The organism is Hymenobacter sp. HSC-4F20 (assembly GCF_019599275.1).
Classification (GTDB): domain Bacteria; phylum Bacteroidota; class Bacteroidia; order Cytophagales; family Hymenobacteraceae; genus Hymenobacter.
Genome location: NZ_JAHZTD010000004.1, coordinates 436,879 through 455,453, shown reverse-complemented (window position 1 = coordinate 455,453; position 18,575 = coordinate 436,879). Strand labels below are relative to the sequence as shown.

Here is an 18,575-nt window from a genome sequence, read left to right as displayed (position 1 = left end):
GTGTTGAAGATAACAGGTTTCGGGTAGGGAAGTTACCCGCCGCCCCGTTAGGGTTATGTTACTAAGCGGGGCTAGAGCTTGCTGCCGTATGACAGGTCGCCGGCATCGCCAAGGCCAGGAATAATATAGGCCTGGTCGTTAAGGCCCTGGTCGATGGCGGCTACCCAGAGCGTGGCCTCCGGCACTTCGCGCGTCACGTATTCTACCCCCTGGGGGCTGGCAATAACGGCAGCAATGTGCACCTGCCGGGGCGTGCCGAAGCGCAGCATGGCCCGGTAGGTTTGCACCAACGACTTGCCGGAAGCCAGCATAGGGTCGGCCAGAATCAGCACCCGCTCGTCGAGGCTGGGGGCCGAGAGGTAGTCAACCTGCACCTGTACCTGAGCCGTGCCCTCGATGCGGTAGGCGGCGGCAAAAGCGGAAGGCGACTGGTCGAAGTAATTCAGGAACCCCTGGTGGAAGGGCAGGCCGGCCCGCAACACGGTAGCCAGCACCGGAAAATCGTGGAGCAGCTTGCCGCTGGATTCGCCCAGTGGTGTGCGCACGGTCTGGTTCGTATAGCTGAGCTGGGAGCTGATTTTATAGGCAATGATTTCGCCCAGGCGCTGGAGGTTGCGGCGGAAGCGTAAGGAATCCTGCTGCACGGTCACATCGCGCAGTTCCGCCAGAAAGTGGTTGGCAATGGACGGTTCGGCGCAGACCACGTGCACGCGGCTGAGGTCGGGGGCGGAAGAAGTAGCCGCCGAAGCGGAAGAGTCGGCGGGGGTAGGCGTCAGCGCATCCATTTCAGATACCAAGGGCGTTGGGTGAACGATAGGGCCGCGTAGGCTACGGGCTCGGCCCCGAAATTGGCGAAAAAACGGGCAATTGACGGTATCATGCCACCTTCAAAATCCAGAATCAGCTCGGGCGTGCCGGCATGCCGGCGGATGGCATCGTCGAGCAACAGCAGGGGCGCCCCGGCTTTCTTGCCCGTCTCGGAGGCCGCGGCAAACAAATAAATCAGCTGCGTACGATAGTGTACAAATAGGGCCCCAGCCAGCAGCGTATTGGTTTCGGGGTGCCGCACTTCCCGCAACTCCAGCAGTTGGCGCTGCTGCAAGGCTGCCACCAGCCGCCGCAGTCGGGCGTAGTGCTGTTGCTTCAGACCGGCCTGCGGCCCCTTGGTTTGCTGAAACAAGGTGAGCAGTGGCTCGGCGCTGACGGCTTCAACCACGCCCAACGGAGTAGCCGCCGATTCATTGAGACGCAGGCGGCGGCGGTAGTCGGCGGTATACGCGGCTTGCACCTGCGAGTAGGGCTTGTGGAGGGGCAGCTGGTAGGTACGGCGCTGCTCCACCTCAGCGCCTAGGGCAAGGCAATGGGGCAGCGCGTTGCCAGTGTTGAGCTGGGTATAGAATCGGGAGTACTGGTTGACGGGCTGCAGCAACCGTAGCAACTCTGTTGTAGCTGTCGTTTCCAGAACTCCGAGCTGTTGCGTAAACGGGGGCTGATGCACTTCCCGGCCCCAGGGCCGCCACTTTACGGGCAGGGGCCACACAGTCAGGTAACGACCGGTTTCTTCTTCCAGCTCCACCAGCGCATCCCAGCGGCCCGCCGTGGCTTGTAGCCACCACGAGCAGGCGTAGGGGACCACCTGCCGGGCCGAATCAACGCAGGCATCCCAGGCGGTCAGGTCGATTTCGTGGTGGCGGAGCAGGCGCGTGGGCATGAGGCAAAGGTACTGCGGCGTAACTTGCGGCGTTATACCCCGTGCTACCTCGTCCAATACTGCCTAAACTCCGTAGGTTTGCCCACCCGCGCGCCGGCTTTGGCGTAAACGGCTCTGCTTATGAGAAAACCCTACCTCCTACCCTTGGCGTTTACCGGTCTGCTGGCCACCTCCGCGGCCGCCCAGGATACGCCTACCCGCCCTACCGATGGGCAAGGCAACTGGCTGACTTACGACAAGCCGCCTCAGCCGCCGCGCCCCAACAATTCGGCCGCCGATTCGCCTCAGCCGCTGCGTACCACTAAAACCACCATGGGCACCACCTACGTGCCCTTGGATGCCGATATATACCGCCTGATTGATCGGTACGTCATCAAATTTGGCCCCGATTCCCTCACGGACCCACACACCGCGGTGCGGCCCTACACCCGGGCGGCCGTAGCCCGGCTGGCTGAGCGCATGCTGCAGGATTCATCGGCGGGCTTCTCGCGCCAAGATCGGTTTAACATCCGTTACCTGCTGCGCGACAATTGGCACAATGCCCGCCAGGACTCGGCCGTGAACCTGCGCGAAAAACCGATTTTCAACCGGTTCTATGAGCGCCCTTCGGATTTGTACAGCATCGAGACGCCCGACTTCTCCTTACGCGTGAACCCGGTGCTGGGCCTGAGTCTGGGCAACTCCGATGGCTCGAAAAGCTACGCCTACCTCAATACCCGCGGCGTGCAGGTTGAGGGCACCATTGACCAGCGGCTGGGCTTCTACACATTTTTGGCCGATAATCAGATGGCCGTGCCGCTGTACGTGCAGCAGCGCGTGGAGCGCGACCAAGCTGTGCCGCACGAAGGATTCTGGAAGCCATTTAAAAACCAGGCTGGTCAGTACGACTTCCTCTCGGCCCGCGGCTACCTCACCTACGCCGCCGGCAAGCACGTGAATCTGCAGCTGGGCCACGACCGGAACCAGATTGGCAACGGCTACCGCAGCCTGATTCTGTCGGACTACTCCTCCCCCTACCTGTTTCTGAAGGCCCAGACCCGCATTTGGAAATTTCAGTACCAGAACCTGTTTGCCCAGCTTATCACCGACCCCGGCAACCTGGACGCCTCCTACGACCGGAAGTTTCTGGCCCTGCATCACCTGAGCCTTGATGTGCTGCCCAACCTCAACATCGGCATCTTTGAAAGCGTACTGTCGGCCTCCTCGCGGCGGGACTCGGTGATTAGCAACGGGCAGGTGCGGGTGCAGCGGCGCAATACCTTCGATATTCAGTACCTGAACCCTATCATCTTCTACCGCACCATTGAGCAGAGCACCGGTTCCTCCGATGGCAACGCCCTGCTGGGCCTGGATTTCAAGTGGAATCTGTGGAAGCGCGTGCAGCTCTACGGCCAGCTGGTGCTGGATGAGTTCGTGCTCAGCGAAATTCGGGCCGGCAACGGCTGGCGCGGCAACAAGCAGGCCATTCAGCTCGGCGCCAAGTACATCGACGTGGCCGGCATCCGGAACTTCGACCTGCAGGGCGAATTCAACTTCATCCGCCCCTACACCTACCAAGCCCTCGACAAGTACCGCGACTACCAGCACGCGGCCCAGCCCCTGGCTCACCCCATGGGCGCCAACCTCTGGGAACTGATTGGCATTGCCAGCTACCAGCCCCTACCCCGCCTGAACGTGGTAGCCAAGGGCTTTTTCGTGAAGCAGGGCCTAGACCCCGCGGGCCAGAACTACGGCTCCAATGTGCTGCTGCCCTACGATGAGCGCCCTCGCGACAGCAGCGGGCAGGTGCGCGAGTACGGCTTTTACGTGGGCTCGGGCGTGAACTCCTACCTCTTCCACGGCGACTTCACGGCCTCTTGGCAGGCGGCCCACAACCTCTGGCTCGACGGCAAGTTTATTCTGCGCCACCGCACCCTGGAGCTGCCCGTACCCTACGCCACCGCCGGCACCGATGCCCTGGCCTCCGTGTCCCTGCGCTGGAACCTTGCCCAGCGCCTGCACGAGTTTTAACCGCCCTTCGGCAGCAGCAGCTACTTTCCTACCCTCCTTATGCGCCACGAACCCGCTGCCTTGCTCCTCTACCGCCCCGTAAATCAGGCGGAGCTGGATTTGATTGCTGCTTCCGGGTGGCTGGCGTTTCCGCCCCGCCTGCCGGAGCAGCCCATCTTTTACCCTGTACTGAATGAGTTGTACGCCGCCCAGATTGCCCGCGACTGGAACGTACCGTACTACGGCGTGGGCTACGTGCTACGCTTTGCCGTGGATGCCGACTATGCGGCGCAGTTTCCGGTGCAGAACGTAGGCGGCCCTGAGCACGACGAGCTTTGGGTGCCGGCCGAGGAACTGGCAGAATTCAACCAGAATATCATGGGCCAGATTGAGGTGGTAGGCGTATTCAAAGCCGAATAAGACTTCCGTCCTATACTTGAGGTAACTCGCACAAAAGCCCTGCTCCGGAAATGGAGACACGGCTTTTGGCTTTTGCAAGGGGTAGGGCATTTGGTGCCCCCTAGCGGTAGGCTTCCCGCCGCAGGAGGCTGTCCGGCTCTGCACCGTTTGGAGCCACACTGAATGCCATACCTTTGTCTTTCCGATGAAGACCTACCTCCGCATTCTGCAGTACGCCCGGCCGTGGGCCGTATTTCTGCCCCAATACTTGCTGTACACCGTGCTGACTATCTTTTTCAGCATCGGTAATTTTACCCTCATCATTCCGCTGATGAGAGTGCTGTTCGATAAAACGGATAAGGTACCGCTCAAAGCACCCAGCCGTATCCCGGATTTTGTGCCTACAATCCAATGGGTAACGGACACATTCAATTACTTCTTTGCCCAGGTACTGGAGCAGCGTGGCAAGCTGGGGGCACTGGCCTTCGTATGTGGGGTGGTAGTGATGTCAGTACTATTAAGTAACGTGTTTCGCTACCTGAGCTTACGCTTACTGGCTACGGTGCGCGCCCGCGTTATCCGCAATCTGCGCCGTGATTTATACCACCGCATCATCAGTCTGCAGTTGAGCTTTTTTGGCGGAGAGCGAAAGGGCGACTTAATGTCGCGCTTTACTGCTGATGTCCAAGAGGTAGAAACGTCCGTGGTCAATACTATGACGGCCGTTATTAAAGAGCCGCTTACAATCATTGCTTACTTCGCGGTGTTGTTTCACATTTCCACACCGCTTACGCTGTTTACCTTGGTTCTGCTACCTATTTCAGGAGGTATTATAGCCACTATTGCTAAGCGGCTGCGCACCCAAGCTAAGCAGAGCCAGAGTACGCTGGGCAGTATGCTCTCAGTAATTGATGAAACCCTGGGCGGCATCCGGGTTATCAAGGCGTTCAATGCCCAGGACTACATCAAAGGCAAGTTTGAGGACCAGAACGACCAGTACGCTCGCACCTCCCGCGCCATTGATAACACCCGCGACCTGGCCTCGCCCTTCTCAGAATTTGCGGGCGTGTCAGTGGTAGCGGGATTAATGTATTTCGGCGGCATCCTCGTATTGGGTGGTCAGTCTGGTCTCGATGGCGAAACGTTTCTTGGCTACGTAGCTCTATTCTCGCAGGTGCTCACGCCGGCTAAGGCCCTATCCTCATCGTTTGGCAACATCCAGCGCGGACTGGTGGCCGGCGAGCGGGTGCTGAGCATAATTGACACCGAACCCATCATTCGGGACAAGCCCGGCGCACAGGTGCTACCTCCCTTTAGGCAGCAGATTGAGCTGCGCAACCTGCAGTTCAGCTACGGCGATACGCCCGTACTCCAGGATATCAACCTGACCATTCCGAAGGGCAAAACGGTGGCCCTGGTGGGCCCCAGCGGGGGCGGCAAAAGCACGCTGGCCGACCTCCTGCCCCGTTTCTACGACCCCACCGGCGGGCAGCTCCTCATCGACGGCCACGACGTGCGCGACTGCACCATTCACTCCGTGCGCGACCAGATGGGCATCGTCACCCAAGAAAGCATTCTGTTCAACGACACCATCTTCAACAACATCCGCTTCAATACCGAGGCCACCGAGCAGGAGGTGATGGAAGCCGCCCGCATTGCCAACGCCCACGACTTCATTATGGCCGCGCCCGAAGGCTACCAGACGGTAATCGGTGACCGGGGCAGCCGGCTTTCGGGGGGGCAGCGCCAGCGCCTCAGCATCGCCCGGGCCATTCTGCGCAACCCACCCATCCTGATTCTGGATGAGGCTACCTCAGCCCTGGATACGGAAAGCGAGAAACTGGTGCAGGAAGCCCTGACGCGCCTGATGCAGAACCGCACTTCCCTGGTTATTGCCCACCGCCTGAGCACCGTGCAGCACGCCGACGAGATTATTGTGCTTCAGCATGGCCGCATTGTGGAGCGCGGCACCCATGAGGAGCTGCAGCGGCGCCCTGGTGGCCTCTACCAGCGCCTGAGCCTGATGCAAACCACCAACGCGGCTCTGGCTTAAAGCAGCCGCCGTGTGGGCCGCGGTGAAGAGAAGGTACGCGGGAGAAAGGCCTAGCTTTAGCAGTGGGCTCCTCTTCTCTTGCTCGCTCCGCAACGGCAGAGTAGGGGGCCTGTTTTTACCGGTACCAACGGCTCCAGCCCCTGAGCTCAACCGCTCATCCAATTTCCATTGCTAAAAACCTATATTTAGTCCGCGAATGGAACTCGCCCGTATGAGGGCTAATCCTGTACTCCATTACAACCTGTTACACCCATGCTTGCTCTCAAACGTCTGGTTACAATTCTGGTAATGGTGTTTTTGCTGCTGGCGCTGCTGGTGCTGCTTCTGCCTTCCGTGCGGGCCAGCTTTGTGGGCATGGCCGGCACTCCGGAAGCGTTGTACTTTGGGCTGTTGATAGCGGCGGTAGTGCTGCTAGGGCTGCAGCTGATTACTGAAAACGTAGACAGCGTACTGCTGCGCCGCGAAGTGACGGCCCGGGAACTGAAGATTAATGAGCTGAAAGCCCGCCTCTACGATTATCAGATGGAGCAGCGCGTTACGGCGGAGCGAGGCGTCCCCGGGGCACCCCGCACAGGCACTACTACCTACCCCGATAACGAGTCGCGCCCCGCGTTTCCGCCCCAAAACCCTACCCTGAGCAGCGCGCCCAGCTCTACCATTCCGCCCGATGCGCCGAGTCGGCCGGCGTAGTATCTTTGGGGCGTGAATTCTCTTCCGCTTTCCGACCTTATCCGGGCTGAGCTGACCGAGGCGCAGTCGGTGCTCGACCGTTTTCTGCAGGACCCCGCCCAGCTCCGCGCCATTGAGCAGGCTGCCCGACTGATGGCCGCTACCCTCCAGCAGGGCGGCAAAATCCTGACCTGTGGCAATGGCGGCTCGCTCTGCGATGCCCAGCACTTTGCCGAGGAGCTTAGCGGCCGTTACCGCCAGGACCGCCGTGCACTAGCTGCTATTGCCCTCACCGAAGCCTCGCACATGAGCTGCGTGGCTAATGATTTCGGGTACGACTACGTGTTCAGCCGCTTTGTGGAAGCCTTGGGCCGCCCCGGCGACGTGCTACTGGCCATCAGCACCAGTGGCAACTCGCCTAACATTTTGCGGGCCGCCGAAGCTGCCCGCACGGTGGGGATGCAGGTGGTAAGCCTGACGGGCAAGGACGGCGGCCAGCTGGCCGGGCTCAGCAACGTGGAAATCCGGGCCCCGCACTCTGGGTATGCCGACCGGATTCAGGAAATCCACATCAAGGCCATCCACATCATGATTCTGCTCATTGAGCAGCTGGTAGCCTAAGCTGCTTCTCACCGGTTCTATGACCTAAAGGAAAAGGCCCTGGACGCGCTGTACCAGCAGGCAGTAGCGGAGCAGGCTACCTCGCTGCTACGCTGCTCGGCCAAAGCGGTGGCGGCCCTATCCTCTTCCGGCAGCTTTGCGGCGTGTGTAGTCGGGAGGCCTATTACTGCTTATCTCTGGCATTACAGCTTCAGACACGAGGTACATTACGTGTGCAGCTTGCCGGAAGGGTGTGGCTGGTTCTGCATCAAAAGTATGTGAGCGGGGTTAAGACAGATGCCAGCGGCAATGTGGTTTCTCTACCAGAAATAGAGGTAGCGGCTTACGATTAAAACCTTTCGGCGTAGTACCTTCATACTCGTATCGTTTATACATTCCCACCGTTCCATCTATGCTTACCAAAACCTTCGGCTCGGCCGTGCAAGGGGTTAACGCTTATACCATTACCATTGAAGTAGTTGTATCACAGGGCACCGGATTTTTCGTGGTAGGCCTGCCGGATAATGCCATCAAGGAAAGCCAGCAGCGAGTGGAGGCGGCCCTGAAGTTTCGGGGCTACCGCATGCCGCGCACGAAAGTGGTGGTGAACATGGCCCCGGCCGACATCCGCAAGGAGGGCTCGGCCTACGACCTGCCCATTGCCGTGGGGATTCTGCACGCTTCCCAGCAGCTTACCACCGAAAAGCTGGGCGAGTACATCATTATGGGTGAACTGGCCCTGGATGGGGAGCTGCGGCCAGTGCGCGGGGTGCTGCCCATTGCCATCCAGGCGCGCAAGGAGGGCTTCAAGGGGTTTATCCTTCCCCGTGGCAATGCCCAGGAAGCGGCCATCGTCAACAACCTTGACGTCATTCCGGTGGACACGATGCAAGAGGCCGTGGATTTCCTGGAAGGTCGGGTGCAGATTACGCCATTGGTAGTTGACACGCGGGACGTGTTTCAGCACACAGCCAACCAGTACGCCGCCGATTTTGCCGACGTACAGGGCCAGGAGAACATCAAGCGGGCCCTGGAAATTGCGGCGGCCGGCGGGCACAACGTCATCATGATTGGGCCGCCCGGCGCAGGCAAAACCATGCTGGCCAAGCGCCTGCCCAGCATCCTGCCGGCCCTGAACATGCAGGAAGCCCTGGAAACCACCAAGATACATTCGGTGGCCGGCAAGCTGGGCGCCGATGCTTCGCTGCTTAACACCCGCCCGTTCCGGGCTCCGCATCATACTATTTCGGACGTGGCGCTGGTAGGCGGCGGGGGTAATCCGCAGCCGGGTGAAATCTCGCTGGCGCACAACGGAGTACTGTTTCTGGATGAGCTGCCGGAATTTAAGCGCACGGTGCTGGAGGTAATGCGCCAGCCCCTGGAGGAGCGCCGCGTCAGCATTTCGCGGGCCAAGGTCAGCATTGATTTCCCAGCCAACTTCATGCTCATTGCCAGCATGAACCCCTGCCCCTGCGGTTACTACAACCACCCGGAGAAGGAGTGCGTGTGCGGCCCCGGGGTAGTACAGCGCTACCTCAACAAGGTAAGCGGCCCCTTGCTGGACCGCATTGACCTGCACGTGGAGGTAACCCCCGTTACGTTCGACCAGATGACGGAAACGCGCCGCTCCGAGGATAGCCGCTCCATTCAGGAGCGGGTAGAGCAGGCCCGGCAGCGCCAAGCCGAGCGGTTCCGCGCCTTCCCCGATATTCACTCCAACGCCATGATGCCCTCCCAGATGGTCAAGGACATCTGCCGCGTAAACCAGGCCGGCCTAACCCTGCTCAAAACTGCCATGGAGCGCCTGGGCCTTTCGGCGCGGGCCTACGACCGGATTCTGAAAGTAGCGCGCACTATTGCCGACCTGGCTGGCACTGAGGAAATTCAGATTCAGCACTTGGCAGAGGCCATCCAGTACCGTAGCCTGGACCGGGAAGGCTGGGCGGGGTAGCAGTGAACTAGTGAGCTTGCTGGTTAACTGCCGTAATTGCGCGCAGACAGAGCTGTAAACTTACGGTTTCGCCATCCTACCATCTCACAATTTTACCACCTTTGCAGCGCCATGTATAAAGCGCTGCTCAAACCCCTGTTCTTTCGGCTTGATGCGGAAGAAGCTCACCATTTGGTGTTTAATAACCTGAGGCGGGCCTACCGTCTGCCGGGCATGCCTGCCGTGCTGCGTGGCCTCTATGACTACCAGCATCCGAGCCTGGAGCGGGAGGTGTTCGGGCTACCGTTCCGCAACCCAGTGGGGCTGGCGGCGGGCTTCGACAAAAATGCCGAGCTGACGGATGAGCTAGGGGCCCTGGGGTTTGGGTTTGTGGAAATTGGTACCGTCACGCCCCGGCCCCAGCCGGGCAATCCACAGCCGCGCTTGTTTCGGCTACCCCAGGATGAGGCGCTGGTAAACCGCATGGGCTTCAACAATGCCGGAGCCGAGGCGGCGGCCGTGCGCCTGCGGCAGCGCCGCACCCACGGCCTCATCATTGGGGGCAACATTGGAAAGAACAAGGATACGCCCAACGAGCTGGCTGCCCAGGACTACGTAGCCTGCGTGGAAGCCCTGCATGAGGTAGTGGATTACTTCGTGGTCAATGTTTCTTCGCCCAACACGCCCAATCTGCGGCAGTTGCAGGAACGGGAGCCCCTGATTGCCCTGCTCCAGCAGGTGCAGGAGCGCAACCAGATGCTACCCACGCCGCGGCCCCTACTCCTGAAGATAGCGCCTGACCTGACCGACTCGCAACTCGACGACATTCTGCTTATTGCCCGCGAAACAGAGCTGAGCGGCCTGGTAGCCACCAATACCACCATCAGCCGGGCGGACCTGACTACCCCTGCCGCCGCGGTAGAAGCGCTGGGAGCCGGTGGGCTCAGTGGCCGCCCCCTGCGCCGGCGGGCCACCGAAGTAATCCGGTACCTAAGCCAGCGCAGCCGGGGACAGTTGCCCATCATTGGGGTGGGCGGAATTCACTCCGCGCGTGATGCGCAGGAAAAGCTGGCGGCGGGGGCCGCCTTGGTACAGCTGTATTCCGGCTTTATTTACGAAGGGCCGGGCCTAGTGCGGCAGATCAATCATAGCCTCGCGTCCTTGTAATACTACGTGAAACCTTGCCCGCTCATTAGAGCGTAAGAAGTAGCCTGTATTCACTTTTAACCACTACCATCATGGGCAAAGGAGATATCAAGACCAAGCGCGGCAAGCGCACAAACGGCAGCTTTGGCGTGCACCGCAAGAAAAAGCAGACGCCTAAAACTCCCGCCGTTAAATCCGCAGATAAGAAGTAGCATTACTGCCCCGGGCCGGCCGCTCGGGGCTTTTTATTGCTGGATGCCAGCCCGCTCCCGGCGGGTACATAGTGGCGCTGCAGCCACACCAGCAGAGGCACCAGCACCAGCGTGGGCCAGAGGAAATTAAAGGGGAAGGAAATAAACCGGAGGCTGGTAGCCGAAAAGGCCGACACGGCAGCAATATAGGCGCCTACAAATCCCGCAATATGGTTGCGCAGCCACTGCCCGGCGGGCCAGGGACCGGGGCGGCGAAAAGCGCGGAGCTGCCGCAGTGTGGTCAGGAGCCCAATTGCTCCAAACACTACCATGGCCAGGTTGAAAGGCCGGTGCCAGAGGCCATAGGCCAGTGTGCCGGCAAACAGCCCTAGCCCCAGCAGCACGCTACCCCAATCGTAGAGGCCGAGGCGCTGCCCCCGCCCGAGGCGTTGGTGGGCCAGGGAACGGTACCCAAATTGCGCCAGGTAGAGGCTGAATACACCCGTCAGCAGCAGAAACGTTAGGCCTTTTATGCTGGCCGCCAGAATAGCGGTAGTGCCAGCCACTACCATCGCCCAGAGGAACACTCGTCCCCAAAAGCGGTGCGCGGCCCCACCCTTTCGCACGAGCAAGGCTACGGGAGCCACCAAGAACCCGGTGAAGCCAGCCGTAATGTGGAGCCAGCGGTTAAGCAGCAAGAAGGTTTCCATAGGAGCAGCCAGTAAGGCGTGGACAGGTAGCGAAAGATGCTTTACTCACGGACTGCGGAGAAATCAGACCTGCTCAAGTGTGCATAGTGGCTTCCGAAGCGTCTATAGATTCATCCCAACCTACTTTCCGGGCTGCCTACCCCGGTACTTTTCTCACAGCTTCACACCTATTCGGCACTCTATTACGTCGGCGGCGCCACGGTGTACTTTCAGGTCTACATTCCCAAACAGGCGGTCGGTGAAGTGATACTTCAGGCCAAGCCGCTCGTAGTAGAAGTTGTTGGACTTATAGGGATTATAGAGGTAGAACCCCAGGTGCGAAACGACAGCCATCCGGCCAAACAGCAGCTCGTGACCTACGTATACCCCGGCCTTTTTTACATCGGGCAGCCGCTCTCCGACGCGGGCCGTATCCTGAAGCTGGGCAGCCAGGCTCCGGTCATAGAAGCCTTCCAGGCCGGCTACCAGGCTACTCTTGCGATTCACGCGCCGCCCCACGGCCAACGTTACCGAGTTTACCAGATAACGCCGGGAGTCCGTTTCATTACGCTGCTTCCAGCCCACAGATGTGCTCAGGTTCAGGTAGTTTTGGCCAATATCGGCGGGGGCGGGAGCCGGGGGGGCGTTCAGGGGCCGTAAGGGGCGCTGCTGATGGTAATTAAGGCCCAGCAGCACCGTGGGCAGATTGATGCCGAAATTAGGCTTGGTAGTCGCCCCGTTGGAGTAGTGGTTTAGGCCTACCCCCAGCAGCAGCCCCAGGTGCTCCGTCAGGGCTACATCGTATTCCAGACGGGTTTGCAGGGTAGCATTCAGCCGGGAGCTGATGATGGTGTTCTTGTGGTTGGTGGCCTGATCGAAACGGCTTGGGAAGTAGCCTACCCCAGTACCGACGCGGAAGCTAAGCTCCTGCCGCTGAGTACGCCAGAAGGCTTTGTTGAGGTACACGCTGGCTGCGTAGGAGCGGCCCAGCACCGGGTTGTGGTAATCGTAATACACTAGGGCCAGCCCTACCTTGGGGTAGCGGTACCAAGCGTGCCAGGGCTCGGCGCCGTTGGTCTGACGCTGCAGATTAAGCTCCAGCCCCGTAGGGTGCGAGACGGCTAGGTGCTTTACCGCGGGGGTGTGGGCAATGATAAAGCTGCCCTGAGCGTAGGCCCCGAGCACCAGCGGCCCCGTTGGCACCAACGGCAAAGCTTCGCTTTGTCCGTAGCTCACAGCGGCGCTGCCTAAGAGACCAGCCAGCAGCAGTCCGTCCCGAATCTTCATCTGATACACGCGGCAAATCAAGCCAAAAGTAGGCAAACCCGCTCGGTACGCTCGTGGAAACTTGAATAAAAACCAGGTGCGCTAACGCGCTACTGCTGTTGAGGTTTGCCGGGAACGGACTAGTAAACTTACAGTTACTTCTACGTAAAATCTAAACTCAGCCGCAACCTTCCGCCTCTGGTTTGCGCTATGAAGCCCAGAAATCCACGAAAAACGTGGTTGTGTTGCTTGGTTTAGTGGTGTCGACTCCTTCCTTCCCCCCCTCTTTGGTTATGAAAAAAATTGCAGCTCTTTCGCTCGCACTCATCTCGGCCGCTTCTGTAGCACACGCGCAGGATGCCGGCGGATTCCGTATCGGCGTGAAAGTCGGCGGAACGTATTCGAACATCTCCGGCGACAATGTCAGCCAGATTACCGGTGCCAACTACAGCACTGATTTGGGTGACTACAAGCTGGGCTATAATGCCGGCATTGGGCTGAGCATCCCACTGAGCAGCGACGGGTTCTTCTCCTTCGCGCCGGAATTGCTCTACAACCGCAAAGGCTACGAAATCCAGTCGAAGCAAACGGGTAATCTGGGTACCGAAAATGGCAAGACGGTTGAGAGCCGCGAGCTAGAGCAGAAGCGCGTGCTGCACTACCTGGATGTACCGCTGCTTGCCAAAATTAACGCTGGCGGTCTGTTCTTTGAGCTAGGCCCGCAGGTAAGCTACTTGTTTGGCTCGAAGAACAAGCAGCAAACGACCACGAAGTACACGGACGGCACCAAAAACAAGGTGGATAACAACGGCGAGTTCCTGGATTACACCGGTATCAGCCGCGACGACGCTTACAAGTCTGACTTGGCGCAATTCGACATCAGCGGGGTAGCTGGCATTGGCTACATGACCGACGGCGGCATCAGCCTGGGCCTGCGCTACGCCCGCGGCTTCAACTCCCTGATCGACACCAAAGACCAGGACAACGAGCCGAAGGCTTTCAACAACGCTTTCACGCTGCAACTGGGCTACCTGATTCCGACCAAGTAGGCTGCCCGGCTTACTTAACAAAAAGGCTGCTCCCGCGTGGGGTAGCCTTTTTTGTTGTCGTTGCGCTTCTGCTACCCCACTCTGGCGCCAAGCAGAACCCCCTCTACCTAGCTGATAAACAGATTGCTCAGCAGAAAGCCAGGAACAGCGTGGAACTTTTTCGTGATGAAACTGCAAGGCTGGCACACTTTTCGAAGCTAGCCCGGTTGTGCATCTCTCACTCAACCCTATTTGCACCATGAAAAAGACCGTCTTTTTTGCCGCTGCCCTGCTGGGTGTAGCTGCTGTTTCCACTTCTTCCTATGCCCAGGGCGTGCGCCTGGGTCTGCGCGCCGGTGCCAACTACTCCAACCTGGCTGGCAATATCCAGAACGAGAATACCTACAACAACAAATTTGGCTTTCTGGGCGGCGTGATGCTGAATGCTGATGTAACCGGCGACGGATTCTTTTCCATTCAGCCGGAAATTCTCTACTCTCAGAAAGGCTTTGAAAACAAGCCTACGGAGTACACCAGCACCCTGCTGGGAGTAGGCTACACCGAAAAGCGCGAAGGCAAAGTCAACTATAACTACCTCGATGTGCCCGTGCTGCTGAAGGTAAACGCCGGGGGCCTGATCTTGGAGGCCGGTCCCCAGTACTCCTACCTGCTCAGCGCCAACGACGAAACCAAGGTAACCCGCACGCGCCAGCCCAACGGCACGCCCACTGTATCGGAGGCTCAGAACAAGAAAGACGTCAGCGGTTTTAACCGCAGCGAACTGGGCTACGTAGCTGGCGTGGGCTATCAGGCCGACAACGGCCTGAGCTTGAACCTGCGCTATACAGGCGCTTTCAGCGACTTTGTAAAGAGCGACAACGGCAGCTACTTCAACGGCGACCTGGCCAACGCCCGTCACTCGGCTTTTCAGCTCTCGCTGGGCTACCTGATTCCGAGCAAGTAAGTCCTGCTACCTCCCTGCTAGGGTACAAGCCCCGGCCTGCCTCTTCCCGGCAGCCGGGGCTTGTTTGCTGATTGGGGCTACTTTTATGCCGGTGCTTACCCTTTGCTTTCTATGAAAAAACTCTCTTTCTCCCTGCTGCTAGTGGCTGGCCTTACGGGTCTGGCGCGGGCCCAATCGGTGCAGGCTGGCCTCAAAGCTGGCGCTAATCTGGCTACCATCACCGGCGACGACGCGGACAATAACAACAAATACAAAGTAGGCCTCAATGCCGGGGTAGCCCTGCAGGTTGGCCTGGCCCCGAAGAACTTCATTGCCCTTCAGCCTGAAATCTTGTACTCTATGAAGGGAGCCCGCAGCGAGAATGGGGCGGCCGAGGCTACCTCCACGCTCCACTACCTCGAGGTACCAGTGCTGCTACGCATCAACGCCGACGGTCCGTTTTTTGAGCTGGGTCCGCAGGTAGGGTTCCTGCTGGCGGTAAAGAATGAGCTGAAAAGCGGCTCCGCCTCGGTTTCCAGCACCAGCAAAGACCTGTACCATACCGTCGACCTGGGCGGGGTAGCGGGCATCGGCTACCAATTTAGCAGCGGCCCCAGCATTGGCGTGCGCTACAATATGGGCTTTGCCCCCCTCTATAAAGATATTCTCGGCACCACAATCAAGCAGTATAACTCGGCCTTCCAGTTTCAGTTGGGCTATCGGATTGGCCGGTAACGGGGTGTAACCTGTCTGCTTGGCGAGCCAAATACTTTTGTGACTTTAGCATTGGGCTTGTACTTTTCAGCTACTTTTGATTATTCATTTATATAACTTCTTTCATTTACCATGAAAAAACTTATTCTTGTTCTACTAGGTACGGCTGGTTTGGCTACGGCAGGTCACGCGCAGGGCGTAAAGCTGGGCGTGAAAGCAGGGGTTAACCTGGCTAACTACGGTGGCGATGGTAAGAAACTTATTGAAGATACGTTCGGTACAGATGTGAAGTCTCTCGTTGGTTTCCACGGTGGTGTCATGCTGAACGCCCCCCTGAGCAGCGACGGGTTCTTTGCTATTCAGCCCGAGTTGCTCTATTCCCAGAAGGGCGGCCGCCTGGAAGAAGATGGCGACAAAATCACCTTCCGTCAGAGCTACCTGGATCTGCCGGTGCTGGCGCGCATCAACGCCGGTGGCTTCATTTTCGAGCTGGGTCCGCAGGCCAGCCTGCTGCTAAGCTCCAAAACCAAAGTAGAAGTTGGCGGACAAAGCAATGAGGAGTCTGATACGGATGGCATGAACAAGTTCCAGGTGGGTTACGCTGCCGGCGTGGGCTACCAGCTGTCCTCAGGTCCGAACTTCACCATTCGCTACAATGGCAACTTTACCTCCATTGACGAAGACAGCGACAAAGACAGCAAAATCACGCACCAAGTGTTCCAGTTTTCGGTAGGCTACCTGTTTGGCGGCAAGTAAGCCGGCTTCCTTTCGGTTATGTAAAAAGCCCGTTCCTGGTCAGGAACGGGCTTTTTTGTGTTCTTACAAAGCTACTACTACCTACTTCATACGGGCCGCGTAGTTGCGGTAGAAGTGCGGAATGGTTTCGATGCCCTTCAGGAAGTTGAAGACGCCGTAGTGCTCATTGGGCGAGTGAATGGCGTCGGAATCGAGGCCGAAACCGAGCAGCACCGAATCGAGGCCCAGTTCCGTCTTGAACATGGCTACAATCGGGATGGAGCCGCCGCCGCGGGTAGGGATGGGGCGCTTGCCGAAGGTGGTTTCCATGGCATCGGCCGCGGCTTGGTAGGCCACCGAGTCGGTGGGCGTTACCACCGGCTCGCCGCCGTGGTGGGGCTTTACCACTACCGTTACGCCAGCCGGGGCAATGCTTTCGAAGTGACGCTGGAAGATTTCCGTGATTTCCTCGGAGGTCTGGTGGGGCACCAGGCGCATGGAAATTTTGGCGTAGGCCTTGGAGGCAATAACGGTTTTGGCTCCTTCGCCGGTGTAGCCGCCCCAGATGCCGTTCACGTCCAGCGTGGGCCGGATGCCGATGCGCTCTACGGTAGTATAACCTTCCTCGCCGTAGGTAGCGGGCAGACCAATGCTTTGCTTGAACTCCTCGTCAGAATGCGGCACGCGGTTCAGCTCGGCGCGTTCCTCTTCGCTGAGCACCGCTACCTTATCGTAGAAGCCGGGGATGGTAATGTGGTTGTTTTCATCGTGCAGGGAGGCAATCATCTTGCAGAGCACGTTGATGGGGTTGGCCACGGCCCCGCCGTAGAGGCCGGAGTGCAGGTCGCGGTTGGGGCCGGTTACTTCCACCTCGTGGTAGCTCAGGCCGCGCAGGCCCACCTCAATGCTGGGCTGGTCGTTGGAGAGGATGCCGGTGTCGGAAATCAGGATGACATCGGCTCGGAGCTTCTCGCGGTTCTGGCGCACGAAGATGCTCAGGTTATTGGAGCCGATTTCCTCCTCGCCCTCAATCATCACCTTTACGTTGCAGGGCACGCCGCCTTCCTGGTTCATCAGCTCCAGGGCTTTCACGTGCATGTACACCTGGCCTTTGTCGTCGCAGGCCCCGCGGGCGTAGATGTTGCCATCCTTGATGACGGGCTCAAACGGGCCAGAGGTCCACAGTTCGTAGGGGTCGGCGGGCTGCACGTCGTAGTGGCCGTACACCAGCACCGTGGGCAGGCTGGGGTCAATGATTTTCTCGCCGTAGACGATGGGGTTGCCGGCCGTGGGGCACAGCTCCACGTTCTGCAGGCCCACTTCCTCGAAACGGGCTTTCAGGTACTCGGCGGCGCGCAGCACGTCGCCATGAAACTTAGGGTCGGCGGATACGGAAGGGATGCGGAGCCAGTCAATCAGCTCACTCAGGAAACGCTCCTGATTCTGCTCGAGGTAGGAAGCCATGCGGCGGTGGGGTTGGTTGGAAATGCTGGGGGTAAAGGTATGATTTGGCCAACAAGCCCTCAATACTAACTAATACTTTTAAAACCAGATAACAATTTCTAAATCACCTCAGCATTTAAAGCTAGTGTTTATATAACTCTGTCAAAAAATTGAGTTGACCATTAGGATACAACTTTGAACGCAAAAAATAGTCTTTTAAATCACCTATTAGCCAGTTTACATCAGGGTGCGCAAACAGCTCTTTCCAAGGAGCATAAGGCAAAATATTACCTAACATTCTATCTATCTTTCCTTTATCAATCAATTCTATCCTATATCCTTGTTTAAGCGCTCTTTCATTTTGCTTTCTTGCTTGATAAGAAAAAGAATCAGAAGTAGAAACAATTATACCATTTCTCTCACCTTCTAGAGCAAGAGTTCCAAGAATACTTTGCAGCGTGCTAAATGCTTCGGCTTTTTTGGGATTCTCTCTTCTTTTAACCTGTATTAACCATTTCTCGCCTTCCCCATCAACAAAAATTACATCAATTCCTTTATCACCAGGTCCACCAACATGCATTACCTCACTATTTTTATAATTATATTTAAATATATCTGCTACTAATAACTCCATTTGACGAGGATTTATAGTATGCCACAATTTATCATTTCTTCTTAATTGCTGAGCTAACTCTTCATTACATATAGCCGGAATCTCATCTGAAAATCTAGCCGAAATAGCTGTTGCAATGACTGATTGGCTAGGGTCGCATGCATTGCCACACTCAGAGCCTTTAAATTCCCAATATGCGCATCTTTGACAGAATATTAAAGTATGCCATCTATTATTATGCCATCTATCGTTATCTTCAGCAACATCTTCAAAGACAATGTTTTTCAAATAGCTATTGCAATAAGGACATATTTTAGTAGGTGTTTGTAATTGCATAATAGCTTCAAGATAATTATCCACATCATCATCTTTATTCTCGCCGTTAACACGCCAAGAGCCATTTACTTCAGTAGCTAAATCGAAAAGCATATCAATACTATTTAATCTGTTTCGCAA

The 18,575-nt window shown here is 57.7% G+C and carries 18 protein-coding genes; 12 read left to right on the top strand and 6 right to left on the bottom strand.

The annotated features are described in order from the left end of the window. Positions 1–71: 71 nt before the first annotated feature. Positions 72–797 (bottom strand): uracil phosphoribosyltransferase, encoded by a 726-nt coding sequence (upp, locus tag K3G63_RS20650; protein WP_310794615.1) that lies wholly within the window; start codon positions 795–797, stop codon positions 72–74. Next, positions 773–1,711 (bottom strand): GNAT family N-acetyltransferase, encoded by a 939-nt coding sequence (locus K3G63_RS20645; protein WP_220616025.1) that lies wholly within the window; start codon positions 1,709–1,711, stop codon positions 773–775. The genes upp and K3G63_RS20645 overlap by 25 nt, the downstream gene beginning before the upstream one ends. Before the next feature lie 120 nt (positions 1,712–1,831). Here K3G63_RS20645 and K3G63_RS20640 point away from each other — a divergent pair, with 120 nt between their 5' ends. From K3G63_RS20640 to K3G63_RS20605, 8 genes are all read left to right on the top strand, one after another. Further along, positions 1,832–3,721 (top strand): hypothetical protein, encoded by a 1,890-nt coding sequence (locus K3G63_RS20640; RefSeq protein WP_220616024.1) that lies wholly within the window; start codon positions 1,832–1,834, stop codon positions 3,719–3,721. 39 nt (positions 3,722–3,760) lie between these two features. Then, positions 3,761–4,120 carry a hypothetical protein gene (locus K3G63_RS20635; RefSeq protein WP_220616023.1) on the top strand — a complete coding sequence of 120 codons (360 nt, stop codon included), beginning with the start codon at positions 3,761–3,763 and terminating at the stop codon, positions 4,118–4,120. A 184-nt stretch (positions 4,121–4,304) separates the two neighbouring features. After that, positions 4,305–6,152, top strand: coding sequence for an ABC transporter ATP-binding protein (locus tag K3G63_RS20630; RefSeq protein ID WP_220616022.1), 1,848 nt, complete (start codon positions 4,305–4,307; stop codon positions 6,150–6,152). Positions 6,153–6,404: 252 nt separating this feature from the next. Next, complete coding sequence (locus tag K3G63_RS20625; RefSeq protein ID WP_220616021.1) at positions 6,405–6,842, top strand: hypothetical protein; 438 nt, start codon at positions 6,405–6,407, stop codon at positions 6,840–6,842. Positions 6,843–6,854: 12 nt separating this feature from the next. Beyond that, positions 6,855–7,442: a D-sedoheptulose 7-phosphate isomerase gene (gene lpcA / locus K3G63_RS20620; protein WP_220616020.1), complete on the top strand. Its 588-nt coding sequence runs from the start codon at positions 6,855–6,857 to the stop codon at positions 7,440–7,442. A 391-nt stretch (positions 7,443–7,833) separates the two neighbouring features. Then, complete coding sequence (locus K3G63_RS20615; protein ID WP_220616019.1) at positions 7,834–9,372, top strand: YifB family Mg chelatase-like AAA ATPase; 1,539 nt, start codon at positions 7,834–7,836, stop codon at positions 9,370–9,372. A gap of 111 nt (positions 9,373–9,483) precedes the next feature. Further along, positions 9,484–10,518, top strand: coding sequence for a quinone-dependent dihydroorotate dehydrogenase (locus K3G63_RS20610; RefSeq protein WP_220616018.1), 1,035 nt, complete (start codon positions 9,484–9,486; stop codon positions 10,516–10,518). Positions 10,519–10,589: 71 nt separating this feature from the next. Beyond that, complete coding sequence (locus K3G63_RS20605) at positions 10,590–10,709, top strand: 30S ribosomal protein THX (protein WP_220616017.1); 120 nt, start codon at positions 10,590–10,592, stop codon at positions 10,707–10,709. A 2-nt stretch (positions 10,710–10,711) separates the two neighbouring features. Here K3G63_RS20605 and K3G63_RS20600 read toward each other — a convergent pair whose 3' ends face one another. After that, positions 10,712–11,398 (bottom strand): hypothetical protein, encoded by a 687-nt coding sequence (locus tag K3G63_RS20600; protein ID WP_220616016.1) that lies wholly within the window; start codon positions 11,396–11,398, stop codon positions 10,712–10,714. 153 nt (positions 11,399–11,551) lie between these two features. Then, positions 11,552–12,700, bottom strand: coding sequence for an acyloxyacyl hydrolase (locus K3G63_RS20595; RefSeq protein ID WP_220616015.1), 1,149 nt, complete (start codon positions 12,698–12,700; stop codon positions 11,552–11,554). Positions 12,701–12,936: 236 nt separating this feature from the next. Between K3G63_RS20595 and K3G63_RS20590 the strand changes: the two genes are divergently transcribed. The 4 genes from K3G63_RS20590 to K3G63_RS20575 all read left to right on the top strand — a co-directional run bounded on the left by K3G63_RS20590 (position 12,937) and on the right by K3G63_RS20575 (position 16,084). Continuing rightward, complete coding sequence (locus K3G63_RS20590) at positions 12,937–13,692, top strand: porin family protein (RefSeq protein ID WP_220616014.1); 756 nt, start codon at positions 12,937–12,939, stop codon at positions 13,690–13,692. Positions 13,693–13,930: 238 nt separating this feature from the next. Continuing rightward, positions 13,931–14,635, top strand: coding sequence for a porin family protein (locus K3G63_RS20585; RefSeq protein ID WP_259404596.1), 705 nt, complete (start codon positions 13,931–13,933; stop codon positions 14,633–14,635). 111 nt (positions 14,636–14,746) lie between these two features. Beyond that, a complete protein-coding gene (locus tag K3G63_RS20580; RefSeq protein WP_220616013.1) occupies positions 14,747–15,349 on the top strand; it encodes a porin family protein in 603 nt (200 codons plus the stop codon). A 111-nt stretch (positions 15,350–15,460) separates the two neighbouring features. Continuing rightward, on the top strand, positions 15,461–16,084 hold the full coding sequence (locus K3G63_RS20575; protein WP_220616012.1) for a porin family protein: 624 nt from the start codon (positions 15,461–15,463) through the stop codon (positions 16,082–16,084). Positions 16,085–16,165: 81 nt separating this feature from the next. On the opposite strand, the gene K3G63_RS20570 is transcribed toward K3G63_RS20575, so the two are convergent. Together K3G63_RS20570 and K3G63_RS20565 are read right to left on the bottom strand one after the other, a co-directional pair. After that, on the bottom strand, positions 16,166–17,527 hold the full coding sequence (locus K3G63_RS20570) for a dipeptidase (RefSeq protein ID WP_220616011.1): 1,362 nt from the start codon (positions 17,525–17,527) through the stop codon (positions 16,166–16,168). A gap of 121 nt (positions 17,528–17,648) precedes the next feature. Further along, positions 17,649–18,548, bottom strand: coding sequence for a restriction endonuclease (locus K3G63_RS20565; protein WP_220616010.1), 900 nt, complete (start codon positions 18,546–18,548; stop codon positions 17,649–17,651). Positions 18,549–18,575 lie beyond the last annotated feature (27 nt).